The sequence below is a fragment of the Variovorax sp. V118 genome (assembly GCF_041154445.1).
GTDB classification, from domain to species: Bacteria; Pseudomonadota; Gammaproteobacteria; order Burkholderiales; family Burkholderiaceae_C; genus Variovorax; species Variovorax boronicumulans.
The window spans coordinates 1,890,256-1,916,755 of record NZ_AP028663.1; the positions used below are offsets into that span (position 1 = coordinate 1,890,256).

General features: G+C 68.4%; 32 protein-coding genes. 20 read left to right on the plus strand and 12 right to left on the minus strand.

Going from position 1 to position 26,500, the window contains the following annotated elements; translation table 11 throughout:
• Positions 1 to 51: 51 nt before the first annotated feature.
• From hfq to ACAM52_RS08495, 8 genes are all read left to right on the plus strand, one after another.
• On the plus strand, positions 52 to 315 hold the full coding sequence (hfq, locus tag ACAM52_RS08460; RefSeq protein WP_172438262.1) for an RNA chaperone Hfq: 264 nt from the start codon (positions 52 to 54) through the stop codon (positions 313 to 315).
• A 53-nt stretch (positions 316 to 368) separates the two neighbouring features.
• Positions 369 to 1,538, plus strand: a complete 1,170-nt coding sequence (hflX, locus tag ACAM52_RS08465) for a GTPase HflX (protein ID WP_095947220.1) — start codon at positions 369 to 371, stop codon at positions 1,536 to 1,538.
• A 74-nt stretch (positions 1,539 to 1,612) separates the two neighbouring features.
• Entirely contained in the window at positions 1,613 to 2,989 is a 1,377-nt protein-coding gene (gene hflK, locus ACAM52_RS08470; protein WP_070061003.1) for an FtsH protease activity modulator HflK, read from the plus strand.
• Between the two features lie 17 nt (positions 2,990 to 3,006).
• A complete protein-coding gene (gene hflC / locus ACAM52_RS08475; protein WP_062480758.1) occupies positions 3,007 to 3,894 on the plus strand; it encodes a protease modulator HflC in 888 nt (295 codons plus the stop codon).
• 37 nt (positions 3,895 to 3,931) lie between these two features.
• Positions 3,932 to 4,120, plus strand: coding sequence for a DUF2065 domain-containing protein (locus ACAM52_RS08480; RefSeq protein ID WP_062480756.1), 189 nt, complete (start codon positions 3,932 to 3,934; stop codon positions 4,118 to 4,120).
• A 44-nt stretch (positions 4,121 to 4,164) separates the two neighbouring features.
• Entirely contained in the window at positions 4,165 to 5,325 is a 1,161-nt protein-coding gene (locus ACAM52_RS08485; protein ID WP_159271540.1) for an ATP phosphoribosyltransferase regulatory subunit, read from the plus strand.
• A gap of 23 nt (positions 5,326 to 5,348) precedes the next feature.
• On the plus strand, positions 5,349 to 6,680 hold the full coding sequence (locus ACAM52_RS08490; RefSeq protein WP_095947222.1) for an adenylosuccinate synthase: 1,332 nt from the start codon (positions 5,349 to 5,351) through the stop codon (positions 6,678 to 6,680).
• A gap of 18 nt (positions 6,681 to 6,698) precedes the next feature.
• A complete protein-coding gene (locus ACAM52_RS08495) occupies positions 6,699 to 7,223 on the plus strand; it encodes a phosphoribosyltransferase (protein WP_062480750.1) in 525 nt (174 codons plus the stop codon).
• A gap of 31 nt (positions 7,224 to 7,254) precedes the next feature.
• Here ACAM52_RS08495 and ACAM52_RS08500 read toward each other — a convergent pair whose 3' ends face one another.
• The 3 genes from ACAM52_RS08500 to ACAM52_RS08510 all read right to left on the minus strand — a co-directional run bounded on the left by ACAM52_RS08500 (position 7,255) and on the right by ACAM52_RS08510 (position 9,518).
• Positions 7,255 to 7,725 carry a VOC family protein gene (locus ACAM52_RS08500; RefSeq protein ID WP_369646704.1) on the minus strand — a complete coding sequence of 157 codons (471 nt, stop codon included), beginning with the start codon at positions 7,723 to 7,725 and terminating at the stop codon, positions 7,255 to 7,257.
• A gap of 76 nt (positions 7,726 to 7,801) precedes the next feature.
• Entirely contained in the window at positions 7,802 to 8,683 is an 882-nt protein-coding gene (locus tag ACAM52_RS08505) for a helix-turn-helix domain-containing protein (protein ID WP_369646705.1), read from the minus strand.
• Between the two features lie 79 nt (positions 8,684 to 8,762).
• The gene (locus ACAM52_RS08510) at positions 8,763 to 9,518 is read right to left on the minus strand and encodes a M48 family metallopeptidase (protein ID WP_070060998.1); all 756 of its coding nucleotides are present in this window, start codon (positions 9,516 to 9,518) and stop codon (positions 8,763 to 8,765) included.
• Between the two features lie 134 nt (positions 9,519 to 9,652).
• On the opposite strand from ACAM52_RS08510, the gene ACAM52_RS08515 reads away from it, so the two are divergent.
• From ACAM52_RS08515 to ACAM52_RS08525, 3 genes are all read left to right on the plus strand, one after another.
• Positions 9,653 to 10,846: a PLP-dependent transferase gene (locus tag ACAM52_RS08515; protein ID WP_369646706.1), complete on the plus strand. Its 1,194-nt coding sequence runs from the start codon at positions 9,653 to 9,655 to the stop codon at positions 10,844 to 10,846.
• A gap of 6 nt (positions 10,847 to 10,852) precedes the next feature.
• Entirely contained in the window at positions 10,853 to 11,818 is a 966-nt protein-coding gene (locus ACAM52_RS08520; protein ID WP_369646707.1) for a hypothetical protein, read from the plus strand.
• Between the two features lie 70 nt (positions 11,819 to 11,888).
• On the plus strand, positions 11,889 to 12,092 hold the full coding sequence (locus tag ACAM52_RS08525; protein WP_062480739.1) for a hypothetical protein: 204 nt from the start codon (positions 11,889 to 11,891) through the stop codon (positions 12,090 to 12,092).
• A gap of 93 nt (positions 12,093 to 12,185) precedes the next feature.
• Here ACAM52_RS08525 and ACAM52_RS08530 read toward each other — a convergent pair whose 3' ends face one another.
• Entirely contained in the window at positions 12,186 to 12,812 is a 627-nt protein-coding gene (locus ACAM52_RS08530) for an arylesterase (RefSeq protein WP_206167784.1), read from the minus strand.
• A gap of 36 nt (positions 12,813 to 12,848) precedes the next feature.
• Here ACAM52_RS08530 and ACAM52_RS08535 point away from each other — a divergent pair, with 36 nt between their 5' ends.
• The 4 genes from ACAM52_RS08535 to rlmB are packed head-to-tail and all read left to right on the plus strand — an operon-like array spanning position 12,849 to position 15,927.
• Positions 12,849 to 13,571, plus strand: coding sequence for an ABC transporter ATP-binding protein (locus tag ACAM52_RS08535; RefSeq protein WP_062480734.1), 723 nt, complete (start codon positions 12,849 to 12,851; stop codon positions 13,569 to 13,571).
• Between the two features lie 60 nt (positions 13,572 to 13,631).
• Entirely contained in the window at positions 13,632 to 14,153 is a 522-nt protein-coding gene (locus tag ACAM52_RS08540) for a ribosomal protein L7/L12 (RefSeq protein ID WP_159276530.1), read from the plus strand.
• Between the two features lie 4 nt (positions 14,154 to 14,157).
• A complete protein-coding gene (locus tag ACAM52_RS08545) occupies positions 14,158 to 15,147 on the plus strand; it encodes a hypothetical protein (RefSeq protein ID WP_369646708.1) in 990 nt (329 codons plus the stop codon).
• 33 nt (positions 15,148 to 15,180) lie between these two features.
• Positions 15,181 to 15,927, plus strand: coding sequence for a 23S rRNA (guanosine(2251)-2'-O)-methyltransferase RlmB (rlmB, locus tag ACAM52_RS08550; RefSeq protein WP_070060993.1), 747 nt, complete (start codon positions 15,181 to 15,183; stop codon positions 15,925 to 15,927).
• 7 nt (positions 15,928 to 15,934) lie between these two features.
• On the opposite strand, the gene ACAM52_RS08555 is transcribed toward rlmB, so the two are convergent.
• The 3 genes from ACAM52_RS08555 to ACAM52_RS08565 all read right to left on the minus strand — a co-directional run bounded on the left by ACAM52_RS08555 (position 15,935) and on the right by ACAM52_RS08565 (position 18,146).
• Entirely contained in the window at positions 15,935 to 17,140 is a 1,206-nt protein-coding gene (locus ACAM52_RS08555) for an NAD(P)/FAD-dependent oxidoreductase (RefSeq protein WP_369646709.1), read from the minus strand.
• A 115-nt stretch (positions 17,141 to 17,255) separates the two neighbouring features.
• Positions 17,256 to 17,426 (minus strand): hypothetical protein, encoded by a 171-nt coding sequence (locus tag ACAM52_RS08560; protein WP_167395039.1) that lies wholly within the window; start codon positions 17,424 to 17,426, stop codon positions 17,256 to 17,258.
• Between the two features lie 120 nt (positions 17,427 to 17,546).
• Positions 17,547 to 18,146, minus strand: coding sequence for a helix-turn-helix domain-containing protein (locus ACAM52_RS08565; RefSeq protein WP_095745637.1), 600 nt, complete (start codon positions 18,144 to 18,146; stop codon positions 17,547 to 17,549).
• A 42-nt stretch (positions 18,147 to 18,188) separates the two neighbouring features.
• On the opposite strand from ACAM52_RS08565, the gene ACAM52_RS08570 reads away from it, so the two are divergent.
• Positions 18,189 to 18,710 carry an N-acetyltransferase family protein gene (locus ACAM52_RS08570; RefSeq protein ID WP_369646710.1) on the plus strand — a complete coding sequence of 174 codons (522 nt, stop codon included), beginning with the start codon at positions 18,189 to 18,191 and terminating at the stop codon, positions 18,708 to 18,710.
• A 7-nt stretch (positions 18,711 to 18,717) separates the two neighbouring features.
• Here ACAM52_RS08570 and ACAM52_RS08575 read toward each other — a convergent pair whose 3' ends face one another.
• Genes ACAM52_RS08575 through ACAM52_RS08585 form a run of 3 tightly spaced genes read right to left on the minus strand, consistent with a single transcriptional unit; the run spans position 18,718 to position 20,912 of the window.
• The gene (locus tag ACAM52_RS08575) at positions 18,718 to 19,680 is read right to left on the minus strand and encodes an aldo/keto reductase (protein ID WP_369646711.1); all 963 of its coding nucleotides are present in this window, start codon (positions 19,678 to 19,680) and stop codon (positions 18,718 to 18,720) included.
• A 45-nt stretch (positions 19,681 to 19,725) separates the two neighbouring features.
• Positions 19,726 to 20,325: a chromate transporter gene (locus ACAM52_RS08580; RefSeq protein WP_139704537.1), complete on the minus strand. Its 600-nt coding sequence runs from the start codon at positions 20,323 to 20,325 to the stop codon at positions 19,726 to 19,728.
• Positions 20,322 to 20,912, minus strand: coding sequence for a chromate transporter (locus ACAM52_RS08585; RefSeq protein ID WP_369646712.1), 591 nt, complete (start codon positions 20,910 to 20,912; stop codon positions 20,322 to 20,324). The genes ACAM52_RS08580 and ACAM52_RS08585 overlap by 4 nt, the downstream gene beginning before the upstream one ends.
• A gap of 46 nt (positions 20,913 to 20,958) precedes the next feature.
• Here ACAM52_RS08585 and ACAM52_RS08590 point away from each other — a divergent pair, with 46 nt between their 5' ends.
• Positions 20,959 to 21,888 carry a YihY/virulence factor BrkB family protein gene (locus ACAM52_RS08590; RefSeq protein WP_369646713.1) on the plus strand — a complete coding sequence of 310 codons (930 nt, stop codon included), beginning with the start codon at positions 20,959 to 20,961 and terminating at the stop codon, positions 21,886 to 21,888.
• A 263-nt stretch (positions 21,889 to 22,151) separates the two neighbouring features.
• On the opposite strand, the gene ACAM52_RS08595 is transcribed toward ACAM52_RS08590, so the two are convergent.
• Entirely contained in the window at positions 22,152 to 22,706 is a 555-nt protein-coding gene (locus ACAM52_RS08595) for a DUF924 family protein (protein ID WP_369646714.1), read from the minus strand.
• 105 nt (positions 22,707 to 22,811) lie between these two features.
• Here ACAM52_RS08595 and ACAM52_RS08600 point away from each other — a divergent pair, with 105 nt between their 5' ends.
• From ACAM52_RS08600 to ACAM52_RS08610, 3 genes are all read left to right on the plus strand, one after another.
• Entirely contained in the window at positions 22,812 to 23,261 is a 450-nt protein-coding gene (locus tag ACAM52_RS08600; RefSeq protein ID WP_070060984.1) for a CHRD domain-containing protein, read from the plus strand.
• A 73-nt stretch (positions 23,262 to 23,334) separates the two neighbouring features.
• Positions 23,335 to 24,561 (plus strand): patatin-like phospholipase family protein, encoded by a 1,227-nt coding sequence (locus ACAM52_RS08605; protein WP_369646715.1) that lies wholly within the window; start codon positions 23,335 to 23,337, stop codon positions 24,559 to 24,561.
• A gap of 73 nt (positions 24,562 to 24,634) precedes the next feature.
• Complete coding sequence (locus ACAM52_RS08610; RefSeq protein WP_062481077.1) at positions 24,635 to 25,417, plus strand: 3-hydroxybutyrate dehydrogenase; 783 nt, start codon at positions 24,635 to 24,637, stop codon at positions 25,415 to 25,417.
• 3 nt (positions 25,418 to 25,420) lie between these two features.
• Here the strand turns inward: ACAM52_RS08610 and ACAM52_RS08615 are convergent, their stop codons facing one another.
• A complete protein-coding gene (locus tag ACAM52_RS08615) occupies positions 25,421 to 26,362 on the minus strand; it encodes a GNAT family N-acetyltransferase (protein ID WP_369646716.1) in 942 nt (313 codons plus the stop codon).
• Positions 26,363 to 26,500 lie beyond the last annotated feature (138 nt).

Below are 26,500 nucleotides of genomic sequence, written 5' to 3' on the forward strand. Positions count from 1 at the left end.
TTGCTGCGGCGCAGAAACCCTGTGTTAAGGTCATCTCTCCAACAACTACTCTTGAACACGGAGAATATCGTGAGCAATAAAGGGCAACTTCTGCAAGACCCGTTTCTGAACACCTTGCGTCGCGAGCATGTGCCGGTTTCCATTTATTTGGTGAACGGCATCAAGCTGCAAGGCCAGATCGAGTCCTTCGATCAATACGTCGTGTTGCTTCGCAATACAGTGACGCAAATGGTCTACAAGCACGCCATTTCCACCATCGTGCCGGGTCGTGCCGTCAACTTCTCGGCCAACGAGAACGACGACGCCGCCGCCTGATCGCGCGGAGCGCGGCGGCAACCCCGCCGCGCTTTTTCCATATCTGATTCCGCTTGTCTGATTCGATCCCCCGCCAGGAAGGCGCCGCCGTTCTCGTCGGTGTCGATTTCGGGCTGCCCCATTTCGACAGCGAGCTCGAAGAACTCGGCCTGCTCGCACAAACCGCGGGCCTCACGCCCGTCGCCCGCCTGGCCTGCAAGCGCAAGGCGCCCGATGCGGCGCTGTTCGTCGGCAGCGGCAAGGCCGAAGAGATCAAGGAGCTCGCCGCGATGCACCGGGCGAGCGAGGTCATCTTCGACCAGTCCCTGAGTCCTGCGCAGCAGCGCAACCTCGAGCGCCAGCTCGATGTCGCGGTGTATGACCGCACCTTCCTCATCCTCGAGATCTTCGCCCAGCGTGCCCGCTCGCACGAAGGCAAGCTGCAGGTCGAGCTGGCTCGCCTGCAGTACCTGAGCACGCGGCTGGTCCGTCGTTGGTCCCACCTGGAGCGCCAGACCGGCGGCGCAGGTGTGCGCGGCGGCCCCGGCGAAAAGCAGATCGAGCTCGACCGCCGCATGATCAACGAGTCGATCAAGCGCACGCGCGAGCGCCTGGCCAAAGTGCAGAAGCAGCGCAGCACGCAGCGCCGCCAGCGCGAGCGCCGCGAGACCTTCAACATCTCGCTCGTCGGCTACACCAACGCGGGCAAATCGTCGATCTTCAATGCGATGGTCAAGGCGCGCGCCTATGCGGCCGACCAGCTGTTCGCCACGCTCGACACCACCACGCGCAACCTCTACCTGGGCGATGCGCGCCGGCAGGTGTCGATCTCCGACACGGTGGGCTTCATCCGCGACCTGCCGCACGGCCTGGTCGATGCGTTCAAGGCCACCTTGCAGGAAGCGGTCGATGCCGACCTGCTGCTGCACGTGATCGACGCCTCCAACCCGCACTATCCCGAGCAGATGGCCGAGGTCCAGTCGGTGCTGCAGGACATCGGCGCAGGCGACGTGCCGCAACTGCTGGTGTTCAACAAGCTCGACGCCCTTGAAAGCGCGCAACATCCGCTGCATCTGCAGGACGAGATGGAAATCGACGGCGTGCAGGTTCCCCGCATCTTCCTCAGCGCCAGGACCGGCGAAGGCCTGCCGCTGCTGCGGGCCGAGCTGGCCCGGCAGTCGGGTTCCGTCGCCGATACGATGACCCCTGAGGCGGACGCTGAATTGCACGATGCGGCCCCTTGATTGGGCACAATCCCGCCACTGACACGAGAACGAAGCGAATGAATGCAAAGCCAGCGCGGAGAGGGTTTCTGGGCATGTTCAACCTGAACGATGGCCGATGGGGTCGCGGCGACGAGCCGTCCTCCAACGGCGACCGCCCGGCCGGCAACCGGCCGCCCGATGCCGATCCCCCCGGCGCCCCGATCCCGCCGCCTTCGAGCGGCAACCAGAACAACAACGGCAACGGCAATCGCCCGCGCGGCCAGGGCCCGAACCAGGGCCCGCCCGACCTCGACGAACTCTGGCGCGACCTCAATCGCAAGCTCGGTGGTTTCTTCGGCGGCGGCAAGGGTGGCGGCAACCGCCCCAACGGCACCGGCGGCGGTGGCGGCAACGGCTACAAGCCCGACATGAAGAACGCCGGCTTCGGCATCGGCCTCGTGGCCGCCGTGGCGGTCCTGATCTGGCTCGGCACCGGCTTCTTCATCGTGAACGAAGGCCAGCAGGCCGTGGTCACGCAGTTCGGTCGCTACAAGTCGACGGTGAACGCCGGCTTCAACTGGCGCCTGCCGTACCCCATTCAACGCCACGAAGTGGTGGTGACCACGCAGATCCGCTCCACCGACGTGGGCCGCGACGCCATCGTGCGTTCCACCGGCCTGCGCGAATCGGCCATGCTGACCGAAGACGAGAACATCGTCGAAATCAAGTTCGCCGTGCAGTACCGCCTGAGTGATGCGCGCGCCTGGCTCTACGAGAGCAAGTCGCCCGCTGAAACCATCGTGCAGGTGGCCGAAAGCTCCGTGCGCGAAGTGGTCGGCAAGATGAAGATGGACGCGGCGCTCGCTGAAGAGCGCGACCAGATCGCGCCCCGCGTGCGCGCGCTGATGCAGACCATCCTCGACCGCTACAAGGTCGGTGTCGAAGTCGTCGGCATCAACCTGCAGCAGGGTGGCGTGCGTCCGCCCGAGCAGGTGCAGGCCGCCTTCGACGACGTGCTCAAGGCCGGCCAGGAGCGCGAGCGCGCCAAGAACGACGCCGAGGCCTATGCCAACAACGTCGTGCCGCTGGCCACCGGTACCTCGTCGCGCCTGAAGGAAGAGTCCGAGGCCTACAAGGCCCGCATCGTGGCGCAGGCACAGGGTGACGCCGGTCGCTTCAGCTCGGTGCTGACCGAATACCAGAAGGCGCCGCAGGTGACGCGCGACCGCATGTACACCGACGCCATGCAGCAGATCTACGCCAGCACGACCAAGGTGTTGGTCGACAGCAAGCAGGGCTCCAACCTGCTGTACCTGCCGCTCGACAAGCTGATGCAGCAAGGCGGCGGCAACACAGCCACGCCCGTGGACGCCGCCAGCCCCAGCGTGGCCGGCACCGCACCGACCCAGTCGTCGGTGATCCCGGTGGCGCCCGCCACCACCGACGTGCGCGCCCGTGACGGCCGCTCGCGTGACCGCGACGTGCGCTGAGAAAGGCCCGGAACAACATGAACAGAATCGGTTTCATCGCCACCTCGGTCCTCGTCCTGCTCGTGCTGCTGAGCTCGACCCTCTTCGTGGTCGACCAGCGCCAGTTCGGCGTGGTCTATGCCCTCGGCCAGATCAAGCAGGTCATCACCGAGCCCGGCCTCAACTTCAAGCTGCCGCCGCCGTTCCAGAACGTGTCGTACATCGACAAGCGCCTGCTGACGCTCTCGAGCCTGGACACCGAGCCCATGCTCACCGCAGAAAAGCAGCGCGTGGTGATCGACTGGTACGTGCGCTGGCGCATCTCCGACCCGCAGGCCTACATCCGCAACGTCGGCCTCGACGAGAACGCGGGCGCCATGCAGCTGAACCGCGTGGTGCGCAATGCCTTCCAGGAAAACATCAACAAGCGCACCGTGCGCGACCTGATCTCGGTGCGCCGCGAAGCCCTGATGGCCGACGTGCAGCGCGAGGTGCTGGCCGTGGTGAAGGGCGCCAAGCCCTGGGGCGTCGACGTGGTCGACGTGCGCATCACCCGCGTGGACTACGTGGAAGCCATCACCGAATCGGTCTACCGCCGCATGGAAGCCGAGCGCAAGCGCGTGGCCAACGAGCTGCGTTCCACCGGTACGGCCGAAGGCGAGAAGATCCGCGCCGACGCCGACCGCCAGCGCGAAGTGATCGTGGCCAACGCCTACCGCGACGCCCAGAAGATCAAGGGCGAGGGCGATGCCCAGGCTGCCGCGACCTACAGCGAGGCCTTCGGCCGCGATCCGCAGTTCGCCCAGTTCTACCGCAGCCTCGAGGCCTACAAGCAGAGCTTCAACAAGAAGAGCGACGTGATGGTGCTCGACCCGTCCTCGGACTTCTTCCGCGCCATGCAGAGCTCCGGCTCGGCGCGCAAGTAACAACAGGCCGTCCGTTTCCGCTGTCCTGCCTGGAGCCGTGAGCGCCGACACCTTCTGGAGCGCGTTGGCGCTGGTCCTGGTGATCGAAGGCATCCTGCCTTTCGTCTCGCCGGGCGGGTGGCGGCGCGGCTTCAGCCAACTGCTGCAGCTGCGCGACGGCCAGCTGCGTTTCTTCGGTCTTTGCAGCATCCTGCTGGGTTTGGTACTGCTCTGGGTTCTGGGGTAGCTCGGGCCCGGTAGAATCCCGGTTTAACCACGCCCCCGATCCCCATGTCCGCCTGGGTCCTCCCGGATCACATTGCCGATGTGCTGCCCTCCGAGGCGCGCCACATCGAAGAACTTCGACGCCAGCTGCTCGATACCGCCCGTGGCTATGGCTACGAGCTGGTGATGCCGCCGCTGCTCGAGCACCTGGAGTCGCTGCTTTCGGGCACCGGCGAGGCGCTCGACCTCCAAACCTTCAAGCTCGTCGACCAGCTCTCCGGTCGCAGCATGGGCCTGCGTGCCGACACCACCCCCCAGGTGGCGCGCATCGATGCCCACCTGCTGAACCGCGACGGCGTGGCGCGCCTGTGCTACTGCGGTCCGGTGGTCCACACCCGGCCCGACCGCCCGCACGCCACCCGCGAGCCGCTGCAGTTCGGCGCCGAGATCTACGGTCACGCCGGCCTCGAAGCCGACACCGAAACCCTGCTGCTGGCGCTCGACTGCCTCGACGCCGCCGGCCTGCGCGACGGCGTGATCGTCGACCTGGCCGACGCCCGCATCGTGCGTGCGCTGTTTGCCGGCGTGCCGGTCGATGCCGCCGCGATCGCCCGCGTGCACGCGGCGCTGGCCGCCAAGGACGCGAGCGAGCTGCAGGCGCTCACCAAGGATTTCCCAGCCGCATCACGCGACGGCCTGCGGGCCCTCGTGGGCCTGTACGGCGATGTGGCCGTGCTCGACGAGGCCGCCAAGGCCCTGAAGGGCACGCCCACCGTGGCCGCGGCGCTGGCCGACCTGAAGCAACTTGCGGCCGGCCTGAACGGCACGGCAGGGCGCCAGATCAGCTTCGACCTGGCCGACCTGCGCGGCTACGCCTACTACAGCGGCATGCGTTTCGGCATCTACGTGCCCGGCGCGGCCGATTCGCTGGTGCGCGGTGGCCGTTACGACGAGGTGGGCGCCGTGTTCGGCCGCAACCGTCCGGCCGTCGGCTTCAGCCTCGATGTGCGCGAACTCGTCGGCGTGCTGCCGGCCCGTCCGCTGCGCGCCGCCATCCGTGCGCCCTGGAGCGACGCGGCCGGCCTGCGTCAGGCGATTGCCCAATTGCGCAAGGCCGGCGAAACGGTAGTCTGCGTGCTGCCCGGCCACGGCAGCGAAATCGATGAATTCCATTGCGACCGCGAGCTCGTCGAGCAGGCCGGCCAATGGAATGTCCGAGCGATCTGAATTTTTGAAGTAATGGAACGAGCATGAGCGTAACCACCGGAAGAAACGTGGTCGTCGTCGGTACCCAGTGGGGCGACGAAGGCAAGGGCAAGCTGGTTGACTGGCTGACGGAAAGCGCCCAAGGCGTGGTCCGTTTCCAGGGCGGCCACAACGCGGGCCACACGCTGGTCATCAACGGCGTGAAGACCGCGCTGCACCTGATCCCGAGCGGCATCATGCGCCCCGGCGTCAAGTGCTACATCGGCAACGGCGTGGTGCTGTCGGCCGCCAAGCTCTTCGAGGAAATCGAAGGCCTGGAGAAAGCCGGCGTCGAAGTGCGTTCGCGCCTGCGCATCAGCGAGGCCTGCCCGCTGATCCTGCCGTTCCACGCCGCGCTGGACATCGCGCGCGAGGCCTACCGTGAAAAGGGCGGCATCGAGAAGATCGGCACCACCGGCCGCGGCATCGGCCCGGCCTACGAAGACAAGATCGCCCGCCGCGCGCTGCGCGTGCAGGACCTGAAGCACCCCGAGCGCTTTGCCGCCAAGCTGCGCGTGCTGCTCGAGCTGCACAACCACGTGCTGACCCAGGTGCTGGGCGCGCCCGCCATCGACTATGACACCGTGTTCGACGAGGCCATGCGCCACGCCGTGCTGCTCAAGCCCATGATGGCCGACGTGTCGCGCGAGCTGAACGACGCCCACAAGGCCGGCGCCAACCTGCTGTTCGAAGGCGCGCAGGGCACGCTGCTCGACGTCGACCATGGCACCTACCCGTACGTCACCTCGAGCAACTGCGTGGCCGGCAACGCCGCCGCCGGTTCGGGCGTGGGTCCGGGCATGCTGCACTACGTGCTGGGCATCACCAAGGCCTACTGCACCCGCGTGGGCGGTGGTCCGTTCCCCACCGAGCTCGACTGGGCCACGCCGGGCACCCCCGGCTACCACATGAGCACCGTGGGCGCCGAAAAGGGCGTGACCACCGGCCGCAGCCGCCGTTGCGGCTGGTTCGACGCCGCGCTGCTCAAGCGTTCGGCGCAGGTCAACGGCCTGTCGGGCCTGTGCATCACCAAGCTGGACGTGCTCGACGGCCTCGAGAAGCTCGAGCTGTGCACCGGCTACGAACTCGACGGCGAAACCACCGACATCCTGCCGATGGGCGCGGACGAGATCGAGCGCTGCACGCCGATCTACGAAACGCTCGAAGGCTGGACCGAAAGCACCGTGGGCGTCACGCAGTACGACAAGCTGCCGGTCAATGCGCGGCTGTACCTGCAGCGCATCGAGCAGGTCACCGGCGTGCCGATCCACATGGTGTCCACGAGCCCTGATCGCGACCACACGATCATGATGCGCCACCCTTATCTCGCAGACTGAACAGGAACGAACCAGACCATGTTGACCGAAGACGGCAAACATCTCTACGTCAGCTACGACGAGTACCACAACCTGATCGAGAAGCTCGCGATCAAGGTGCACCAGTCGGGCTGGGAGTTCGACACCATCCTGTGCCTGGCGCGTGGCGGCATGCGCCCGGGCGATGTGCTCTCGCGCATCTTCGACAAGCCGCTGGCGATCATGTCGACCAGCTCCTACCGCGCCGACGCCGGCACGATCCAGGGCCATCTCGACATCGCCCGCTACATCACGACCCCCAAGGGCGAGATCGCCGGCAAGGTGCTGCTGGTGGACGACCTGGCCGATTCGGGCCACACGCTGCACGCCGTGATGGACATGCTGCGCAACAACTACCAGCCGATCACCGAGCTGCGCAGCGCGGTCATCTGGACCAAGGCGCTGTCGACCTTCACGCCCGACTACTCGGTCGAGTTCCTGGCCACCAACCCGTGGATCCACCAGCCCTTCGAGGGCTACGACTCGCTCGGCGCCGAGAAGCTGATCGAGAAGTGGTCGGTCTGACGACCGGCCCTGGCACCACCGGCCGGCGCGCTCAGTTGCTGCTGCAGCTGCCGCCGCCGGGGGTGTCGAACATCGCGGTGTAGCGCCGCTGCATTTCCTCCGGCGTCAGCTTCTCGATGCTGTGCCCCACGTTCCACCGGTGACCGAAGGGGTCGCGGAACACGCCGGAACGCTCCCCATAGAACTGATCCTGCGGTGCCATGTCCAGCGTGGCGCCGGCGGCGACCGCGCGCGCGACCACCGCATCGGCGTCGTCCACGTGCAGGTGCAGCGTCACGGCGCTGCCGCCGAGCGCCTTGGGCGAGCGGATGTTGAACTCGGCAAACTCGTCCGAGATCATCAGGATCGCGCCGTTGTGAAAGTCCAGCTCGACGTGCCCGATGCGGCCGCTGGGCTCGGTCAGTCGAAAGATTTCCTTCACCTCGAACACGTGGCAATAGAAGTCGACGGCGGCGGCGGCGTTGTCGACGCAGAGGTACGGAAACAGCTCGTGGATGGCCATGGCGGGACCTGCCTTTCTTTTCTGGAATCGGATGTTGAAACGGGGACCGTGGCGCCGATTCTGCGCAGCCCCGGCGCTAGCGTCTTGAAGGAATTTGACCTGCCGTGCCGACAGCCGGCACATGACGCGGCGACGTCGCACCCGTCTGCCGCCAGGCCTGCGGCGACAGGCCGGCCAGCGCCGAGAACTCGCGGCTCAGGTGCGCTTGGTCGCTGTAGCCCGCGGCGAGCGCGATGTCGGCCCAGGCGTGCGCAGGATCGTCGGCGGCCAGCGCCAGCACGCGGTCGAAGCGCATCACGCGGGCGTATTCCTTGGGCGCGAGCCCGACCGCCGCGCGGAACAGCGCGATGAAGCGCCGGTGGCTGTAGCCGCTGCGCGCCACCAGCGTGGCGATCGACGCGGGCGTGTCGCGCGTCATCTGGCCCAGCGAGGCGGCCACGGCCGGGTGCAGGCCGCGCGGGCTGATGCGGGGCAGGGCGGCAGCGGCCAGGCGCCGGGTCAGCAGGGCCTCGAACACGTCCAGTTGCCGGGCCGGGTCGTCGGACGATGCATGCAGCTGTTCGAGCGCGTCGGCGGTCTGCCGCTCGCCCCACAGCGCGTCGAGCGGCGTGTGGCGACCACTCAGAGCGTCTTCAGGTGCGCCGAGCAGTAGCCGGGCGGCACCGGGGTGCAATTGCGCGCCGACCGAGCGTGTGGCCACCGACACATCGCGCAGGTAGAAAGCGGCGCGCGCACCGCCGACGATGGCATGGCCGACCGTGTGGCCGCGCAGGTCGCGTGTGTCGTCGAAGAGTCGCAGCGGCGGCCCTGAAAGCCGGAACACCAGGTGCATGCCGCCCGTGGGCAGCACGTGCTCGCGGGCGCCGGTGCGTGTGTCGGGTGTGCCCTCGGGCGCCGAGGCCCACAGCAGCCGCAGGAAGGGCCGCAGATGAGGGGACGGGGGCCGCGTCAGCTGCATGGCGCGACGGGCCCCGGCAAGGGCGGGCGGGTGAGCATCGGCGCATTGTGCGCCGAGGAACCGCCCGGGCCCAGGCTGCTTACTTGCTCGTTGCGAGGCGCTTCTGGATGTTGGCTGCGCGGTCGCCGGAAGCCGGGTGCGAGCTGAGCATCGAGCTCTTGCCGCCGTCGAGCTTGGCCAGCTTCTGGAACGCGGTGACGAGGCCTTCGCGCTTGAGCTTCTGCGTGGTCAGCAGGTCGAAGGCGTAGTTGTCGGAGTCGGTTTCCTGCGATTGCGAGAACTGCGCGTTGACCAGCTTCTCGGCGAAGTCGCCGATCTGCGAGGACGACAGCTGCGTGATCGCCGCATTGCCGGTGGCGCCGGCCAGGCCGCGCGCGGCCGACACCGCGTAGGCTGTCTGCATGGCCTTCTTGCTGTGGCCGAGGGCGACGTGGCCAATCTCGTGGCCGATGATGCCGCGCAGCTCGTCGTCGTTCATGAGGTCCATGAGGCCGCTGTAGACGCGGATGCAGCCGTTGCCCATGGCCCAGGCGTTCACGTCCTTCGTGAGGTAGACCTTGTAGCTGGCGGGCTGGCCGCCGATGGTGGTCGGCAGGCCCTGGCGCACGCGCTCCAGGCGCTTGCTGTAGGCATCGGCGGGGGCCGCGACCTTGGAGCTCTTGTCGAGCTCGGCGCAGGACTGGTTGGCCAGGGCCTGCACGTCGCCGTCGGTGAGCGACATGGCCTTGAAGGCGCTGCCGCCGGCGCCCGCGAGCGCGTTCGAATCCAGGTTCTTCATGCCGCCGCAGGCGGACAGGGCCGCAGCGGCCGTGATGGTGATGAGCAGATGACGCATCGAGAAAATCCTCCCTTTATTTTCGGAGGGGCAACTCTATCCGCAATGCGCGCGCGCTCCGCCCAAGGCCGTCGACATCGCACGGAGAATGTCACGGCCGTCGAGGGTTCCTCGCGGGGCGCTAGCATCGGCACATGAGCAAGCCTTCCACGACCCTGATCCACCATCCCTACACGCCGCCGGCCACCTTCGCTGCGCCGCAGCCCGGCGTGTTCAAGGCCTCGACCGTGTTCTTCGCCGACGTCGCCGCCATGCGCGCGCGCGACTGGAAGACCAAGGCCGGCTACACCTACGGCCTGCACGGCACGCCCACCACCTTCACGCTCGAGGAGCGCCTGGCCACGCTCGAAGGCGGCATCGAATGCCTGCTGGTGCCGAGCGGACTGGCCGCGATCTCGCTGGTCTCGTTCGCGTTCCTCAAGACCGGCGACGAAGTGCTGATTCCGGACAACGCCTACGGCCCCACCAAGGCGCTGGCCACCGGCGAGCTCGCCAACTTCGGCATCACGCACCGCCTGTACGACGCGATGAATCCGTCCGACCTGGAAGCCAAGCTCTCGCACCGCACGCGGCTGGTGTGGCTCGAAGCGGCCGGCTCGGTGACGATGGAATTCCCCAACCTGCCGGCGCTGGCCGAGGTCTGCCGCGAGCGCGGCGTGATGACCGCGCTGGACAACACCTGGGGCGCGGGCCTGGCCTTCGCGCCCTTCGATTTCAACGGCACGGGGCAGGGCGTCGACGTGTCGGTGCACGCGCTCACCAAGTACCCCAGCGGCGGTGGCGACGTGCTGATGGGCAGCGTCGTCACGCGTGACGAGCGCCTGCACCGCGCGCTCAAGCTCACCCACATGCGCACCGGCTTCGGCATCGGCGTGGGCGACGTCGAAACCCTGCTGCGCTCGCTGCCGAGCATGGCGCTGCGCTACGCCGCGCACGACCGCGCGGCGCGCGAGCTGGCCGGCTGGCTCAACGGCTGCGAAGAGATCGCGCAGGTGCTGCATCCCGCGCTCGAGGATTCGCCGGGCCACGCCAACTGGCGCGCGCTGTGCGGTGCCATCGACCTGGCCGCGGGCCTGTTCTCGGTGGTGTTCGACGAGCGCTTCAGCACCGAGCAGGTCGATCGCTTCTGCGACAGCCTGAAGCTCTTCCGCCTCGGCTATTCGTGGGGCGGCCCGATCAGCCTCGTCGTGCCCTACGACATCGGCCTGATGCGCGACGCCAGCGTGGCCCGCTGGCCCTACAAGGGCACGCTGGTGCGTTTCTCGGTCGGCCTGGAAGACGTGGACGACCTGCGTGCCGACCTGCAGCAGGCGCTGCTGCAGATGTAGGCGCTGTTGCGCGCAGTGGGCAGGAAACACCGCAAGAGCCAGCGCGTCGCGCCGCCGGCTGCGCGCGACGCGGTGCCGCCCGCGTCACGGGCCGTCGCGTCGCGGGTGCTGGACGTGCCCGCGCAGGTGCTGGAGGCGTTCGCACGGTCTGGCCCGCTGGAAGGCGTGCCCGACCTGCGCGGCACGCGACTCTTCATCGGTGGCTTCGTGGCGCTTTTCGCGTTGATCGCGGCAGGGCTCGTCGCCGCTGTGATGCTCGAGGAGGACTGGTCCAACGCGCGCGGCAACGAAGCGATCCTCCTGTTGCTCGGACTGTTGCTCTTCAGCGCGTTGGGCGGCGGCATCTGGTATTTGCTGCGCCAGTTTCCGCGCGTGGGCGAGGGGATGCTGCGGATCGATGCGAACGGCATGTGCTGGGGCGATCCGGCATCGCCGCAGGTGGTGCGTTGGCACGAGGTGTGCCGTGCGCGCGCGGGTTTCCCTGACGTGAAGACCGAGTTCGTATCGAGCGAAGCCATCGTCAAGCGGCTGGTGTTCCAGCAGGTGGCACGGGGTGGCGAACCCAGGGAAATCCGGCTGCCCTTGGCGCTGACCGTCGACACCGGCCGTGTCCTTCGCTTTCGCAACCGGGCCGTGCTGCTGCGCGCGTTGCTGCTGCACCTGGCCACCCAGCCGAGGCCGCGCCTGCGCTTCGACGCCGAGGTGTTCATCGACGTCGGCATCGACCCGCAAACCTGGGTGCCCATGCCCGCCCCGAGGCGCTGGATGTGGCTGTCATCGCTCGCCGGGCTGTTGCCGGTGCTGGCCGTGATCGTTCTCTGGCCGACGGGCGAACACATCGGATGGATGGTGGCCGCGGCGGTCCTGGCCCTGGTGGCCGGCGCAGGGGCCATGGGCTGGTTCATGCACCAGCGTTATCCGGGTTTGCAAGGTGTGTTCGAGTTCGAAACGGCCGCTGGCGCCGCGTCTTGAGACTGCACCGTTATCGCTTACAGTAGGCTGAAGCGCAGTCACCCTGACTGCCTCGCCTGAAGGAGAAGCAGTGGCAACACCCAATTACGGCTACGAGAAGCGCCAGAAAGAGCTGGCCAAGAAGAAAAAGAAGGAAGAAAAGCTCCGGGAGAAGGCGAACCGCAAGCTCAATCCGAGCAGCGACGGGCTGGCCCCCGGAGACCCGGAGACCGACGTGGCATCGCTCGAACGCGATCCCCCCACGGCGCCCGAGTTGCCGACCAAGAACGGATGACCCCTCGTTCCTGGCACCCCTGAAAACAGAAAAGCCGCTGCAGGCGCAGGCCTGCGGCGGCTTTTTCTTTGGGGCGCGCGCAAGGAGGCGAGGCTACTTGGGCAGCAGCTTGCGCAGCTCCGGCCAGACGTTATCCAGGATCTGCGGCTGCGCCGCGGCGGTCGGGTGGATGCGGTCGGACTGGAACAGCGTCATGGCGTCGGGCGCATCGGCCACGCCCTTGAGCAGGAACGGCACCAGCGCCGACTTGGTCGCGCCCGCCACCTTCGCGAACACGGCCTCGAAGCGCCGCGTGTAGTCGCCGCCGTAGTTCGGGGGCACCTGGATGCCGACGATCAGCACCCGCGCGCCCGCGGCCTGCGCAGCCTTGGTGATCTGCAGCAGGTTGTCTTCGGTGTTGGACAGCGGCAGGCCGCGCAGGGCATCGTTGGCGCCCAGCTCCAGCACCACGTGGCTGGGCTTGTGCTGCGCCAGCAGGGCGGGGAAGCGGGCGCGCCCGCCGGAGCTGGTGTCGCCGCTGATGCTGGCGTTGACCACCGAGGCCGCGATCTTCTGCTGCGCAAGCCTTTTTTCCAGCAAGGGTACCCAGCCTTCGCCGCGCTTGAGGCCGTACTCTGCGCTCAGCGAATCACCGAGCACCAGGATCACCGGCTTGCCGGCCGGAGCCTGGGCCGCCGCAGCCGTCCATGCCCCCGCGCTGCCGAGCGCGGCGGTGGTCAAGATAAAGTCACGTCGATTCAAAACGAAAAGCCTTTCATGTCCCAACCCCCGTCTGATGCCATTGTCGCCGTCGAGCATGTCTTCAAGTCCGTCACCGACTCGGCCGGCACGCTGGACATTCTGCAGGACATCCATTTCACCCTGGGCGCGCGGGAAACCGCCGCCATCGTCGGCGCCTCGGGCTCCGGCAAGAGCACCTTGCTGTCGATCATTGCCGGGCTGGACACGCCCACGCGCGGCACCGTGAAGCTGGCGGGCGACGACATCTTCGCCATCGACGAGGACGAGCGCGCCGCGCTGCGCGCCCAGCGCGTGGGCTTCGTGTTCCAGAGCTTCCAGCTCTTGGGCAACCTGAGCGCGCTCGAGAACGTCATGCTGCCGCTGGAGCTGGCCAACCGCAAGGACGCGCGCAAGGCCGCCACCGAGATGCTGGGCCGCGTCGGGCTGGGCCAGCGCCTGGGCCACTACCCCAAGGTGCTGTCGGGCGGCGAGCAGCAGCGCGTGGCGCTGGCGCGGGCCTTCGTGGTGCAGCCGGCCCTGCTGCTGGCCGACGAGCCCACCGGCAGCCTCGACTTCGCCACTGGCGAGCAGGTCATGAAACTCATGTTCGACCTGAACCGCGAGCTGGGAACCACGCTGGTGCTGGTCACGCACGACCGCAGCATCGCCTCGCAGTGCGAACGGCGCATCACCATCGAAGCCGGGCGCGTGGCGCTCAACGAAAAAACACCCGAATCGACCGTCGCTCAGGCCGCCTGAGCCAGCAAAAAAGACAGCGCCCGGCTCCCGCGGCGCTCCCCTGAACACAGAGGAGAGTTCATGACCCAGCTTCCCCCCGAGGCCATCGCCGCCCTGGAGCGCGGCAACCTGATCGAGGCGATCAAGATCGTGCGCGAGCGCACTGGCATGGACCTCAAGTCGTCCAAGGAGGCCGTCGAGCGCTATGCCCACAGTGGCGCGGTCGCCGCCGGTGCGCCGGCCGACTGGCAGGAAGGCGACTGGGGCCGGGGCGAGGCTGCAGCCGAGACCGGCAGCGGCATGCAGGGCAACGGCCCCGCCGCAGTGCCGGCCGCCGCGCTCGCGGCCCTGGCGCGGGGCCAGAAGGTCGAGGCCGTGCGCCTCACGCGCGAGGCCACCGGCCTGGGCCTGGCCGAGGCCAAGCAATTGGTCGAGGCGCACCAGAACCCCGCCGCCGGCGACTTCGGACACCTGCCGTCGAGCCCGGCGGCGAACCCGATGGCCGAGCCGGGCCGGGTGTCGGGCGGTGGCTTCAAGTGGCTGCCGGTGATCGTCGTGCTGCTGATCGCGGCCGCGGCGTGGTCGTATTTCAAGGGCGCCTGAGGCCGTGATCGTTCCCCAGTTCTGGGCCGAAGGCCGCATCCAGGAGCGGGTGGCCGGCCGGCAGGTCACGGTGCGCCGTTTCGGCTGGTCCGACGACAGCCCGCTGGCCGCGCAGGCCCATGCCGACCAGCGCACGCGCGAGGCCTATGACCGCATCGTGGTCGACGGCGAAAAGCTGGAGCGCCGCGAACGCAAGCTGGCCTACAACGGCGCCAACGGCGTGCCGATCCGCGAGGAGATCGTCGAACGCCAGGGCGACAGCATCGTCACCCGCAACGGCTACGGCGCGCGCTGCCTCAACACGCCCGACGTGCTGTTCGTCGACGTCGACTTCGAGAACCAGGGCGCGCGCGGCAGTGCACGCGGGCTGACGGTGATCGGCGCGGCGTTCATCGGTGCGATGGTCGCGGGCTACGCCACGCGCTCGGCGATGGCGGGCGTGGCCGCGTTCATACTGGTGGCGGCCTTCGGCTTCTGGCGCGCCCACAAGGAGGGCCTGCCCGTGGTCGAGGACAAGAGCGATCCGCTGGCGGGCGCGCGGGCGCGCGTCGAGCGCTTCATTCACCAGCATCCCGACTGGCACCTGCGCCTGTACCGCACGCCGGCCGGGCTGCGCGTGCTGGCCATGCACGATGTCTTCGCGCCGTCCGACGCCGCCGTGACCGACGTGTTCCAGACGCTGGGCGCCGACAAGGTCTACGCGCGCATGTGCCGCAACCAGAACTGCTTTCGCGCCCGCCTGAGCGCCAAGCCCTGGCGCGTGGGCATCGCCGAACACCTGCGCCCGCGCCCGGGCGTCTGGCCCGTGTCGCCCGACCGGCTGCCCGCGCGCGACGCCTGGGTGGCGCGCTACGAAAAGGCGGCCGAGGGGTATGCCGCCTGCCGGTACCTGGGGAGCGTGGGCAACACGCTGAAGGTGCACATGAACGCCCTGGTGGTGCAGGAACTGCACGACGACCGCACCCGCGCGAACAGCGGTTTGCCGCTGGCCTGAGGGCGAGGGCGCCGTGCCCTCGATAATCGGGGGATGTCTTCCCCTAAAGTGATCTTCGGCTTCCATGCCGTGGGCGTGCGCATCAAGACCGCGCCGAAATCGGTGCTCGAAGTGATGTTCGACGCCAGCCGGCGCGATGCGCGCATGAAACAGTTCATTGCGCGTGCGCAAGAAGCCGGCGTGCGGCTGGTCGAGGCCGACGGCCTGCGGCTGTCCAAGCTCAGCGGCAGCCACGGCCACCAGGGCGTGGTCGCGCGGGTCGAGCCCGTGGCCCAGGTCCGCTCGCTCGACGAGCTGCTCGAAGGCCTCGAGGAGGCCGGCACCGTGCCCCTGCTGCTGGTGCTCGACGGCGTGACCGACCCGCACAACCTCGGCGCCTGCCTGCGCGTGGCCGACGGCGCCGGCGCCCATGCGGTGATCGCGCCCAAGGACCATGCGGCCGGCATCAACGCCACCGTCGCCAAGGTGGCGAGCGGGGCGGCCGAGACCGTGCCGTACTTCATGGTGACCAACCTCGCACGCACGCTCAACGAGCTCAAGGAGCGCAGCATCTGGTGCGTGGGCACCAGCGACGACGCGCCGGGCACCATCTACCAGAGCGACTTCAAGCGCCCGCTCGCGCTGGTGCTGGGCGCCGAGGGCGAGGGCATGCGCCAGCTCACGCGCAAGACCTGCGACGAGCTGGTGAGTATTCCCATGGCCGGCGCGGTCGAGAGCCTGAACGTGTCGGTGGCCAGCGGCGTGTGCCTCTACGAAGCGATGCGCCAGCGCGGCGGTTGAGAGGGGGCTAGCGGGCCACGAGCCCGCTGCCCTTGCGGTGGAAGTACACCAGCTCTGCCGCACGCCGCATCGGCGCCGTGCCGAGCAGGCGGTTGAACATCCAGTCGCTCTGGAAGTGGTCGAAGGCCCAGCGCAGCGTGCGCTTCATCAGAAAGCGTGGGTAGCCGCGCACGAACCACGTGGCGGGGTCGTCCGCCTCGCCGCGCACGAAGCGCGCCACGGCCTCGCCGGCGCGCTCGCCGTGCTGCAGCGCCGTGTGGATGCCGCCGGCCGTCACGGGCGACACCATGCCCGCCGCATCGCCCACCAGCAGCGCCCGTTCGCGGGCCACCACCGGCAGCACGCCACCGCAGGGGATCATCCCGGCGCGCACGGCGACCGGCGGTGCGTCGCCGGGCGACACCACGGCGGCGATCTTGCGCAAGAGCGGATCGAGCCGCAGCGCGCCCGTGTCGTGGCGGCCCATGCGGCGCGCCAGGCCGATCTGGCTCACGCCCACGCCATCGAGCGCCCAGCCGATGTAGCCCGGCGCGAGTTGGCGGTCGATGAAGCAATGCAGCAGGTCGGGCGCCATGCGCGCGCCCTGGTACTCGTGCTCCACGCCGTAGAGAAAGCGCGTGTTGCGCGACAGGCCCAGCGCCTTGGCGACGCGCGAATGCGGACCGTCGGCGCCCACGAGGTAGGTCGCGCGGATGCACGGGCCCTGCGCCACCGGCACCTCCCAGCGGCCGTTCGCCCACAGCGCCTGCTCGAACAGCGTGCCCAGGCGCACCTCGACGCCGCAGGCCCGGGTGGACTCCACCATCCAGTCGAGCAGCGCGGGCGCATCGGTGGCCCAGAACCAGTAGCCGGGCGCGTGCAGGTCGACGTGGTGCATGTCGGGTGCGTACAGTCGCACGCCTTCGATGCGGCGCACCAGCGCGGGCGGCACTTCGGCCAGCCACGGCACGCTGTCGACCGCGTCCTTGACGATGATCCCGGTGGTGTGCAGCTTGGCGCCGGCGGCGGCCTTCTTCTCGAGCACCATCACGCGCAGGCCGGCCTTGGCGGCGGCGCGGGCGCAGGCCAGCCCGGCAAAGCTCGCGCCAATGACGAGCAGGTCGACCTGGGTGCAGGCCGTTCCCGGGTCGCTCACGAAGGCCGGTGCGGGGCAGGGCGCGACCGACGAGGAAGGTGCGTGGGGAGAAAAGAGGCAGGAAGAAGAGGCGTGCATGAGAGGCTGACTTGCAAAGCGCACCACGGGGTGTGGTGCGCCTGCGAAGTTAGCGACGCCATGTGCGCCGGGCGTGAAGCCTGTGTGAACTGATCTGTGAAGCGATCAGGCTCGTTCAGGACGGGTCTTTGCTGCGCGTGCGGGCCACGGCGCTGAAGACGCCGATGCCCAGCAGGATCAGCGCGCCGATGCCGATGTAGAGCGTGGGCACGCCGGCCACCGAGGCGCCCCAGGCGACCCCGGCCAGGAAGATCAGAAAGCCGATCATGTAAAGCGCAAAGGACATCGTGCGGCTCCGGTAGCTGAGATGCCTTGCAGTATCCCGACACACCCCGTGGCCCGGACCGGCCTGAGTCGTCTCTGCGTGTGGGAGCTTGCCTACCGCATCGGTCAGGCAATCGTTCAATCAATCGGGAACGGCGACCAGCAGGTAGCGGCAGGCGGTGGGCCCCAGCGCCTTGAAGACCAGCGGCCGGTCCACGCCGAAGTCGAGGCAGTCGCCCGGGGCGAGCTCGAAGCGTTCGTCGCCGTAGTCGACCTGCAGCGCGCCCTCGAGCATCCACAGGCTCTGCCGGTACGGCGTGCCGCTCCATCGCGGGTAGCCGACCTGCGCGGCGCGCGGCAGTTCGACCTCGACCAGCTCCACGCCGCTGCCCGCGCCGCGCTCGGCGACCTGGCGGCGCAGGTAGCCTGCCTCGGGATCGCGCCAGACCTCCTGCGCGGCCCGCTTGCGCAGGCGTTGCGGCTGCGCCTTGTCCTCGGTGAGAAGCTGGGCCAGCGAGACCCCGAGGCCGGCGGCCAGCTTGCCCAGCAGCACGGCGGTGGGGCTGCTTTGCGCGCGCTCGACCTTGGAGATCATGGCCTTGCTCACGCCCGACAACCCGGCCAGGTCCGCGAGGCTGAGCCCCTGCGCCTGGCGCAGCGCCAGCAACCGGGTGGCGATGAGCGCGTCGATGTGGCCATCGGCCGGCGCCGGCGAGGGGGTGGAAGGTGAAGTGTTTCCCATATGAGATTATTATTCTCTTATATTGAACGACAGAGAAACACCATGCGTCTCATCGCCTGCACCGAAGAAGCCCATTCAGGCGCCATCCTGGCGATCCTGAACGAGGCCATCGTCAACTCCACCGCGCTGTACGACTACAAGCCGCGCACGCCCGAGAACATGGTGACCTGGTTCGCCGCCAAGCGCGCCGGCGGCTTTCCCGTGATCGGCGCTGTGGACGACAACGGCAAGCTGCTGGGCTTCGCAAGCTACGGCACGTTCCGCGCCTTTCCGGCCTACAAGTACACGGTCGAGCACTCGGTGTACGTCGATGCCGCGCACCGCGGCGAGGGCCTGGGCCGCACGCTGATGGAGGCGATCGTGGCCGAGGCGATCGCGCGCGAGGTGCATGTGATGGTCGGCGCCATCGACGCCTCGAACGCCGGCAGCATCGCGCTGCACGAGCGCCTGGGCTTCACGCATGCAGGCACCGTGCGGCAGGCCGGCTTCAAGTTCGGCCGCTGGCTCGACGTGGCGTTCTACCAGCGCATCCTGGCGACGCCGCTGAACCCGGTCGACGGCTAGCGGAGGCTCAGGCCGGCGTCTCGGCGCTGGCCCGGTCAAGCATGTCGATGGTGCCCGCGTCCAGCTTGAGTTGCGTGGCCACCACCAGTTCTTCGAGCTGCGCGAGCGAGGTGGCGCTGGCGATCGGCGCCGTCACGCCGGGCCGTGCGATCTGCCAGGCGATGGCGACCTGGCCGGGCTTGGCGTTGTACTGCTGGGCCACCTTGTCGAGCGCGTCGAGGATGCGCAGGCCGCGCGGGTTCAGGTACTTCTTCGTGGTGGTGCCGCGTGCGCTCTTGGTCACATCGGCCTCGGTGCGGTACTTGCCGGTGAGAAAGCCCGCCGCCAGCGCATAGAAGTTGATCACGCCCACTTCGCGCTTGAGGCACAGCGGCTCCAGGGCGTCTTCGAACACCGCGCGGTCGTACAGGTTGTACAGCGGCTGTAGGCTCTCGTAGCGCGCAATGCCCAGGCGCTCCGACACATCGAGCGCCTCGGCCAGCCGCGGCGCCGTGTAGTTCGAGGCGCCGATGGCGCGCACCTTGCCCTCCTTGATGAGCGCGTCGAAGGTGCCCAGCGTGTCTTCGAGCGGCGTGTTCGCATCGTCGTCGTGCGACTGGTACAGGTCGATGTAGTCGGTCTGCAGGCGCTTGAGCGACGCCTCGACGGCCTCGCGGATGTAGGTGGGCGACAGGCCCACCTTGCCTTCGCCCATCGGCTTGCCGACCTTGGTGGCCAGCACCAAGCGGTTGCGCTTGCCGCTGTGCTTGAGCCACTTGCCGATGATCGTCTCCGACTCGCCGCCCACATGGCCCGGCACCCAGGCCGAGTAGACGTCGGCCGTGTCGACGAAGTTGAAGCCGGCGTCGAGCCAGGCGTCGAGCAGCTTGAACGAGGTCGCCTCGTCGGCGGTCCAGCCGAACACGTTGCCGCCGAAGGCGAGGGGAGACACCCGAAGGGTGGAACGGCCGAGCGGACGAAGTTGCGACATGGCAGAGGGCTCCTGAAAGAAAAAGTATGCAGAAAGGAAAAAGGCTCAAACGAAGCCTACCGCGCCCAGCGCCGCGCCGCAGCCCAGCAGCCACAGCAGGTGAATGCGCGTGCGCCAGACCACCAGCGCGGCCACGCCGCTGAGCAGCCACAGGTGCCAGGCCGGCACGCCGCTCGACTGGTTGCCGCCGGCCAGCACCCAGCCGGTGGCGATGAGCAGCCCGACCACCACCGGCGCCATGCCTTGCTTGAAGGCGCGCACCTCGCGGCGCGTGCGGTTGCGGTGGCCCCAGCGCGTGGCGACGTAGGTGAGTGTGGTGCTCGGCAGCATGATGCCGACCATGGTGACCATCAGGCCGAAGAAGCCGAGCAGCCAGGCCATGGGCCCGGCGCCGATGCCGCCGCCCGCGTTGAGCCCGACGTTCCAGCCCATCAGCGCGACGAACAGCACGTTGGGCCCGGGCGCGGCCTGGGCGATGGCGACCGAGGAGGTGAACTGCGCCTCGGTGAGCCAGCCGTGCTGCGCCACGAGGTAGCGGTGCATGTCGGGCACCGTGGTGATCGCACCGCTGATCGACAGCAGCGACAGCAGCAGGTACTGGCCGAAGAGGGCCAGCCAGTCGTGCCATTGCATGACGATATTCATGGAGCGATCTTCTTCCAGGTCCACACGCAGGCCACGCCGCCCACCGCCAGCAGCACCCACCCCAGCGGAATCTTCAAGAGCGCGATGGCTACGAACACCAGCGCCACGAACGCCAGGCAGGTCGCAAAGCCCAGCGGGTGCTTGCGCAGCTGCGGGATCAGCTTGATGCCCGTGGCCGCGATGAGTCCGCCCGACACCGCGCCCATGCCGCGCAATGCGGCGGCCACCTGCGGGTTGGCGGCGTAGTGCGCGTAGAGCACGGCCAGTGCGAGGATCACGAACAGCGGCACGGTGAGCATGCCCGCCACCGCGGCCACGGCGCCGCGCAGGCCGAAGTAGCGGTCGCCGATCATCAGCGCGAGGTTGATCACGTTCGGCCCCGGCATCACCTGCGCCACGGCCCAGTCCTCGAGGAACTGGTCGGGCGTGAGCCACTTCTTCTTCTCGACCATCTCGCGCTGGACGATGGCGAGGACGCCGCCGAAGCCCTGCAGCGCGAGCCAGGTGAATGAAACAAAAAGGTCGCGTGGCGACGCGGGCTGCGGGTGGTCGGGCGGCGATGCCGCGGCAGGGGCGGACGGATGCATGTGGAACGATTATCGTAGGCGCACTGCTTCACCGGGACCCGACGCCATGCTCATTCGACTTCGCGCACTCTTCGATCTCTGCCGGCGCGCTTTCGCTTCCTGGTCCAACGACTACGCCCCGAGCATGGGCGCCGCGCTGGCCTACTACACGGTGTTCTCGATCGCACCGCTGCTGCTGATCGTGATCGCGGTGGCCGGTCTCGTCTTCGGGCAGGAGGCCGCGCGCGGCGAGATCTTCGCGCAGCTCTCGGGCCTCATGGGCGAGCAGGGCGCGGCGGCCGTGCAGGGCATGCTGCAGGCGGTCAACAAGCCGACCGAGGGCATCGTGGCCACGGTGGTCGGCATCGCGCTGCTGATCGTGGGCGCGACCACCGTCTTCGGCGAGCTGCAGGACGCGCTCGACCGCATCTGGCGCGCCCCCGCGCGCACCCGCAACAAGGGCGTCTTCAACATGCTGCGCGTGCGGCTGCTGTCGTTCAGCATGATCATGGGCATCGGCTTCCTGCTGATGGTGTCGCTGGTGGCGAGCGCGGCGCTGGCCGCGCTGGGCAAGTGGTGGTCGCCGGTGTTCGGTGCCTGGGCCACGCTGGCGCAGGTGGTGAACTTCGTCTTCAGCTTCGCGATGGTCACGGTGATCTTCGCGATGATCTACAAGATCATGCCGCGCGCCAAGGTGCAGTGGCGCGACGTGTGGGTGGGCGCGGCGGTGACGGCGCTGCTGTTCACCGTGGGCAAGCACCTCATCGGCCTGTACATCGGCAAGAGCAGCGTGGCCTCGGGCTACGGCGCGGCCGGCTCGCTGGTGGTGGTGCTGGTGTGGGTGTACTACTCGGCGCAGATCTTCCTGCTGGGCGCCGAGTTCACCTGGGTCTATGCGCGCACCTACGGCTCGATGAAGGACGCCATCGGCGAACCGGCGGGGCAGGCGTCGCCGACGCGCGACGTGCCGTTGCCCGCGCACGTCGACGCGGCCTAGGGCCTGTTCACCCTATTTCTGGCGTCGCGAAGGTCTGCCACGGCGGGCCAATCAAGGCGCGTGACGCCGCGTGTGCATGCGCACACGCAAGGAGCGCAACGCCGAGTGGCCCGCCGTGGCAGACCTTCCCTTCGGGTTGGCTGGCAAAGGGGCCGTCTGCGGCGTTGCCCGCGCTTGCAAGGCTTCAGCCTTGCTGCGCACGGGCGCCTTGCAGCCAGCCCCTTTGCCAGCCAACGCGACGCCAGAAATAGGGTGAACAGGCCCTAGCCTGCGAAGCCGCCTTCGTCGAGAAACTTCTGCTCTTCCGGGGTGGACGTGCGCCCGAGCATCCGGTTGCGGTGCGGAAAGCGCCCGAAGCGCGCCACGATGTCGCGGTGCAGCACGGCAAAGTGCTGCGTGCTGGCGTCCTGCGTGGCGTTGAGTTCGACCGAACGCTCCTGCTCGGCCAGCATCTCCGAGTGCATGAAGGGCAGGTAGAAAAAGCGCTGCATCAACGTCTCGGCCTGCCGATCGAAGCCGGCCTCGACGGCGCGGCGCGCCACGGCCAGCGCGAGGCCGTCGGTGGCGAGCATGTGCGGGTTCTGGCGCCAGGCATTGCGCGGGAACTGGTCGAGCAGCACCAGCAGCGCCAGCGCGCCTTCGGCGGTGTCGGCCCAGTGGTCGAGCCGGCCGCTGGCCGCGGCCTGGTGGGCGGCGGCCAACTGGTCGATGCATGCGGCATCGAAGGCATCGCTTTTCGCGAACCAGCGCTCGGGTCCGGCATCGCGCCAGAAGGCGACCACGTCGTGTGCGGAAGGGAGTTTGTCGTCGGAAATCATCGTTGCATTCTCTTGCACAGGCGTGCGAAGAAGGGGTGCTGGCCGACAAGGCCGCAGGCGTCGTCTGCCTATGCTGAATGCTTTCATCCACAGGAGACCCCGACCATGAACAACACTCGCACACTCTGGCGCAGCACCCTCGTCGCGGGCCTGGCCGCCGTCGCACTGGCCGGCTGCGGAATGATGTCGAAGTCGAACGTCGCGAGCTTCAGCGGCGCGATGAACGCGGCCAGCCAGGTTCCGCCCAACATGACGCGCGGCAGCGGAATGGCCGAGGCCTGGCTCAACCGCGACACCAACGTGCTCAAGTACAAGATCACCTACGAAGGCCTGAGCGGCCCGGCCACGGCGGCCCACTTCCACGGCCCCGCCGCCGCGGGTGCGAATGCCGGCGTGGTGCTGCCCTTCGCGAGTCCGGCCAGCCCGATCGAGGGCCAGGCCACGCTCACGCCGGCGCAGGCGGCCGATCTCGTGGCCGGCAAGTGGTACGCCAACATCCACACGGCCGCCAACCCGGGCGGCGAGATCCGCGGGCAGATGCTGCCGAAGATGTGAGATTCGTCCGGGCCGAAGCTGCGAAAAGGCCCCTGGTCAGGTGGCTGTCGCGGGGCTGGTGTCCAATGACCGCATGACGACGACACCCAAGAAAAAGCCTCGCGCCGCCACCGCTGCTTCCTCTTCTTCGCACGCACCACCCCATCCCTTCATCGCCCGCCGCGAAGGCATGCGCACCGCCCGCAAGGCGCTGGTGCTGCAGGGCGGCGGTGCGCTCGGCGCCTACCAGGCGGGCGTGTACGCCGCGCTCAGCGAGACCGACCTGCAGCCGCACTGGATCGCGGGCGTGTCGATCGGCGCCATCAACGCCGCGCTCATCGCCGGCAATGCGCCCGCGCAGCGGGTCGACCGGCTGCGCGAGTTCTGGCACCTGGTGTCTTCGGGGCCGGCTCAGCGCCTGCCGTCGTGGCTCGGCGACCGCGCCACGCAGAACCAGTGGAGCGCCACCATGGCGTCGCTGGTCGGCATCCCCGGTTTCTTCGAGCCGCGCTACTCGCCGGCCCTGCTGCTGGGCGGTGCCGCGCCGCTGTTGAGCTACTACGACACCTCGCCGCTGAAGGCGACGCTGGAGCGGCTCATCGACTTCGACCGCATCAACGCCTGCGAGGCGCGCTTCAGCGTGGGCGCCGTCAATGTGCGCACCGGCAACTCGGTGTACTTCGACAACACGCGACAGCGCATCGGCCCCGAGCACATCATGGCCAGCGGCGCGCTGCCGCCGGGCTTTGCGCCGGTGCACATCGACGGCGACGACTACTGGGACGGCGGCATCGTCTCGAACACGCCGCTGCAGTACGTGCTCGACACGCACCCGCGCTCCGAGGCGCTGGTGGTGCTGCAGGTCGACCTGTTCAATGCGCGCGGCGAGATGCCGCACACGCTGTCGGGCGTGATGGAACGCCAGAAGGACATCACCTATTCGAGCCGCACGCGCCTGAACACCGACGCGCTGGCGGCCAACATGAACCTGCAGCAGGCCATTGCCGACCTGATCGCCAAGCTGCCGCCCGGCCTGCGCAACGACCCGAGCGTGGTCGAGGTGCAGGCGCAGCTCACGCACGAGCCGATCGACATCTTTCACCTGATCTACCGCGACAAGTCGTACGAGCTTGAGTCGAAGGACTACGAGTTCTCGCGCGCCGCGGTCGAGGAGCATTGGGAATCGGGCGTGCGCGACATGGGCAAGACGCTCGCGCATCCCGAGACGCTGCGCGCCGACGCCACGGTGAACGGCGTGACCACCTTCGACCTCGGCGAGCCGGGCACCGGGCGCGTCAAGCGGCCGGGGCTGTCGCGCTGAGGGAAGTCAGCCGGGCGCGTGCCCGGTTCTTGCTCGCTTTTTTCCTATCCACCACTTCCAAGGACGCTTCACCATGCAACTCAAGGACAAGGTCGCCTACATCACCGGCTCGGCCAGCGGCATCGGCAAGGAAATCGCCATCCTGTTCGCGCAGGAAGGCGCGAAGATCATCATTGCCGACCTCAACAAGGAAGCGGCCGACGCCACCGCCGCCGAGCTGAAGGCCACGGGCGCGCAGGCCATCGGCGTGGGCGTCGACGTGACGAACGAAGACCAGGTCAATGCCTCGGTGGAAGAGGGCGCGAAGGCCTTCGGCGGCATCGACATCCTCATCAGCAACGCCGGCATCCAGATCGTGCATCCAGTCGACGAGTTCAGCTTCGCCGACTGGAAGAAGATGCTCGCTATTCACCTGGACGGTGCGTTTCTCACCACCAAGGCATGCCTGAAGCACATGTACGCGCAAGGCCGCGGCGGCAGCGTGATCTACATGGGCTCGGTGCACTCGAAGGAAGCGTCGCTGCTGAAGGCGCCGTACGTGACGGCCAAGCACGGCCTCATCGGCCTGGCCAAGACGGTCGCCAAGGAAGGCGCCAAGCACGGCGTGCGCGCCAACGTGATCTGCCCGGGCTTCGTGCGCACGCCGCTGGTCGAGAAGCAGATTCCCGAGCAGGCGAAGACGCTGGGCATCACCGAGGAGCAGGTCGTCAAGAACGTGATGCTCAAGGAGACGGTGGATGGCGAGTTCACCACCACCGATGACGTGGCGCGCGTGGCGCTGCTGTTCGCGGCCTTCCCGACCAACGCACTCACCGGCCAGTCGCTCGTCGTGAGCCACGGCTGGTACATGCAGTAGGCGCTACAGCTTCAGCTCCCAGGTCTCGCCCACCTGCGGCTGCCCGTAGCCCTCGTGCGGCTCCGAGTGCGTGAGCTGGAAGCCGCGCTTGGCGTAGATGCTGCGCGCGGCTGTGAGGCAGCTGTTGGTCCACAGCGTCATCTTCTTGTAGCCCTTGCGGCGCGCGAAGGCGATGCACTCGTCCACGAGCCGTCCGCCCAGGCCCAGCCCGCGCGCGGCGGGCGTGAGGATCAGCATGCGCAGCTGCGCCACGGTGGCCGACTTGCGCACCACGAAGATCGCGCCGACGCGCTCGCCGTTGAGCTCGGCGATCCAGCAACGCTCCCACTCGGGCTGGAACTTGAGCAGGAACTCGCCCGCGATGCCCGCCACGAGCGCCTCGAAGCGGTGGTCCCAGCCGTATTCGCGCGCATACAGCTCGCCGTGCTGCTGCACCACCCAGCCGATGTCGCCGGGCGCCGGGTCGCGCAGCACGGCCGCCTGGGGCCGGGCCGGCGATGCGGCCGGTTCGAGCAGCGACTGCACCGTGTCCATGGCCTGCACCAGCTGGTTTTGTTGCGCAGGCGGCAGCGCGGCGAGCAGGGCGGCGGCTTCGTCGCGCGATTTCTGTTGCAGCGGCGCAAACGCGGCATGGCCGGACTCGGTCAGGCGCAGCACGCTCTGGCGGGCGTCGCGCGGGTGCGGCTCGCGCGTGAGCCAGCCGTGGGTTTCGAAGCGGCGCAGGATGCGGCTGAGGTAGCCGGCGTCAAAGCCCAGGTCGCGCCCGATCTCGCTGGCGACGGGGGTTTCGCGGTGCGCCAGCTCGTAGAGCACGCGCACGTCGGTCAGCGACAGGTCGCTGCCCAGGTAGGGGTCGAGGGCGCCGATGCGGCGCGTGTAGAAGCGGTTGAACCGGCGGATGGCCTTGACGGCGGACGGGTCGACGGAGGGCGTTGGCGTGGACATGGTTGCCATTGTCATTCAAATTGATTGACTTGGGCAATCAAATAAGAGCCCTCTCATTCCGGGGCAAGGGATCTTCTGGGCGACAGAAATGCTGGAAAACCCTAAAATCGAGGGTTGCCCACACAGGCGGCGCCCCGG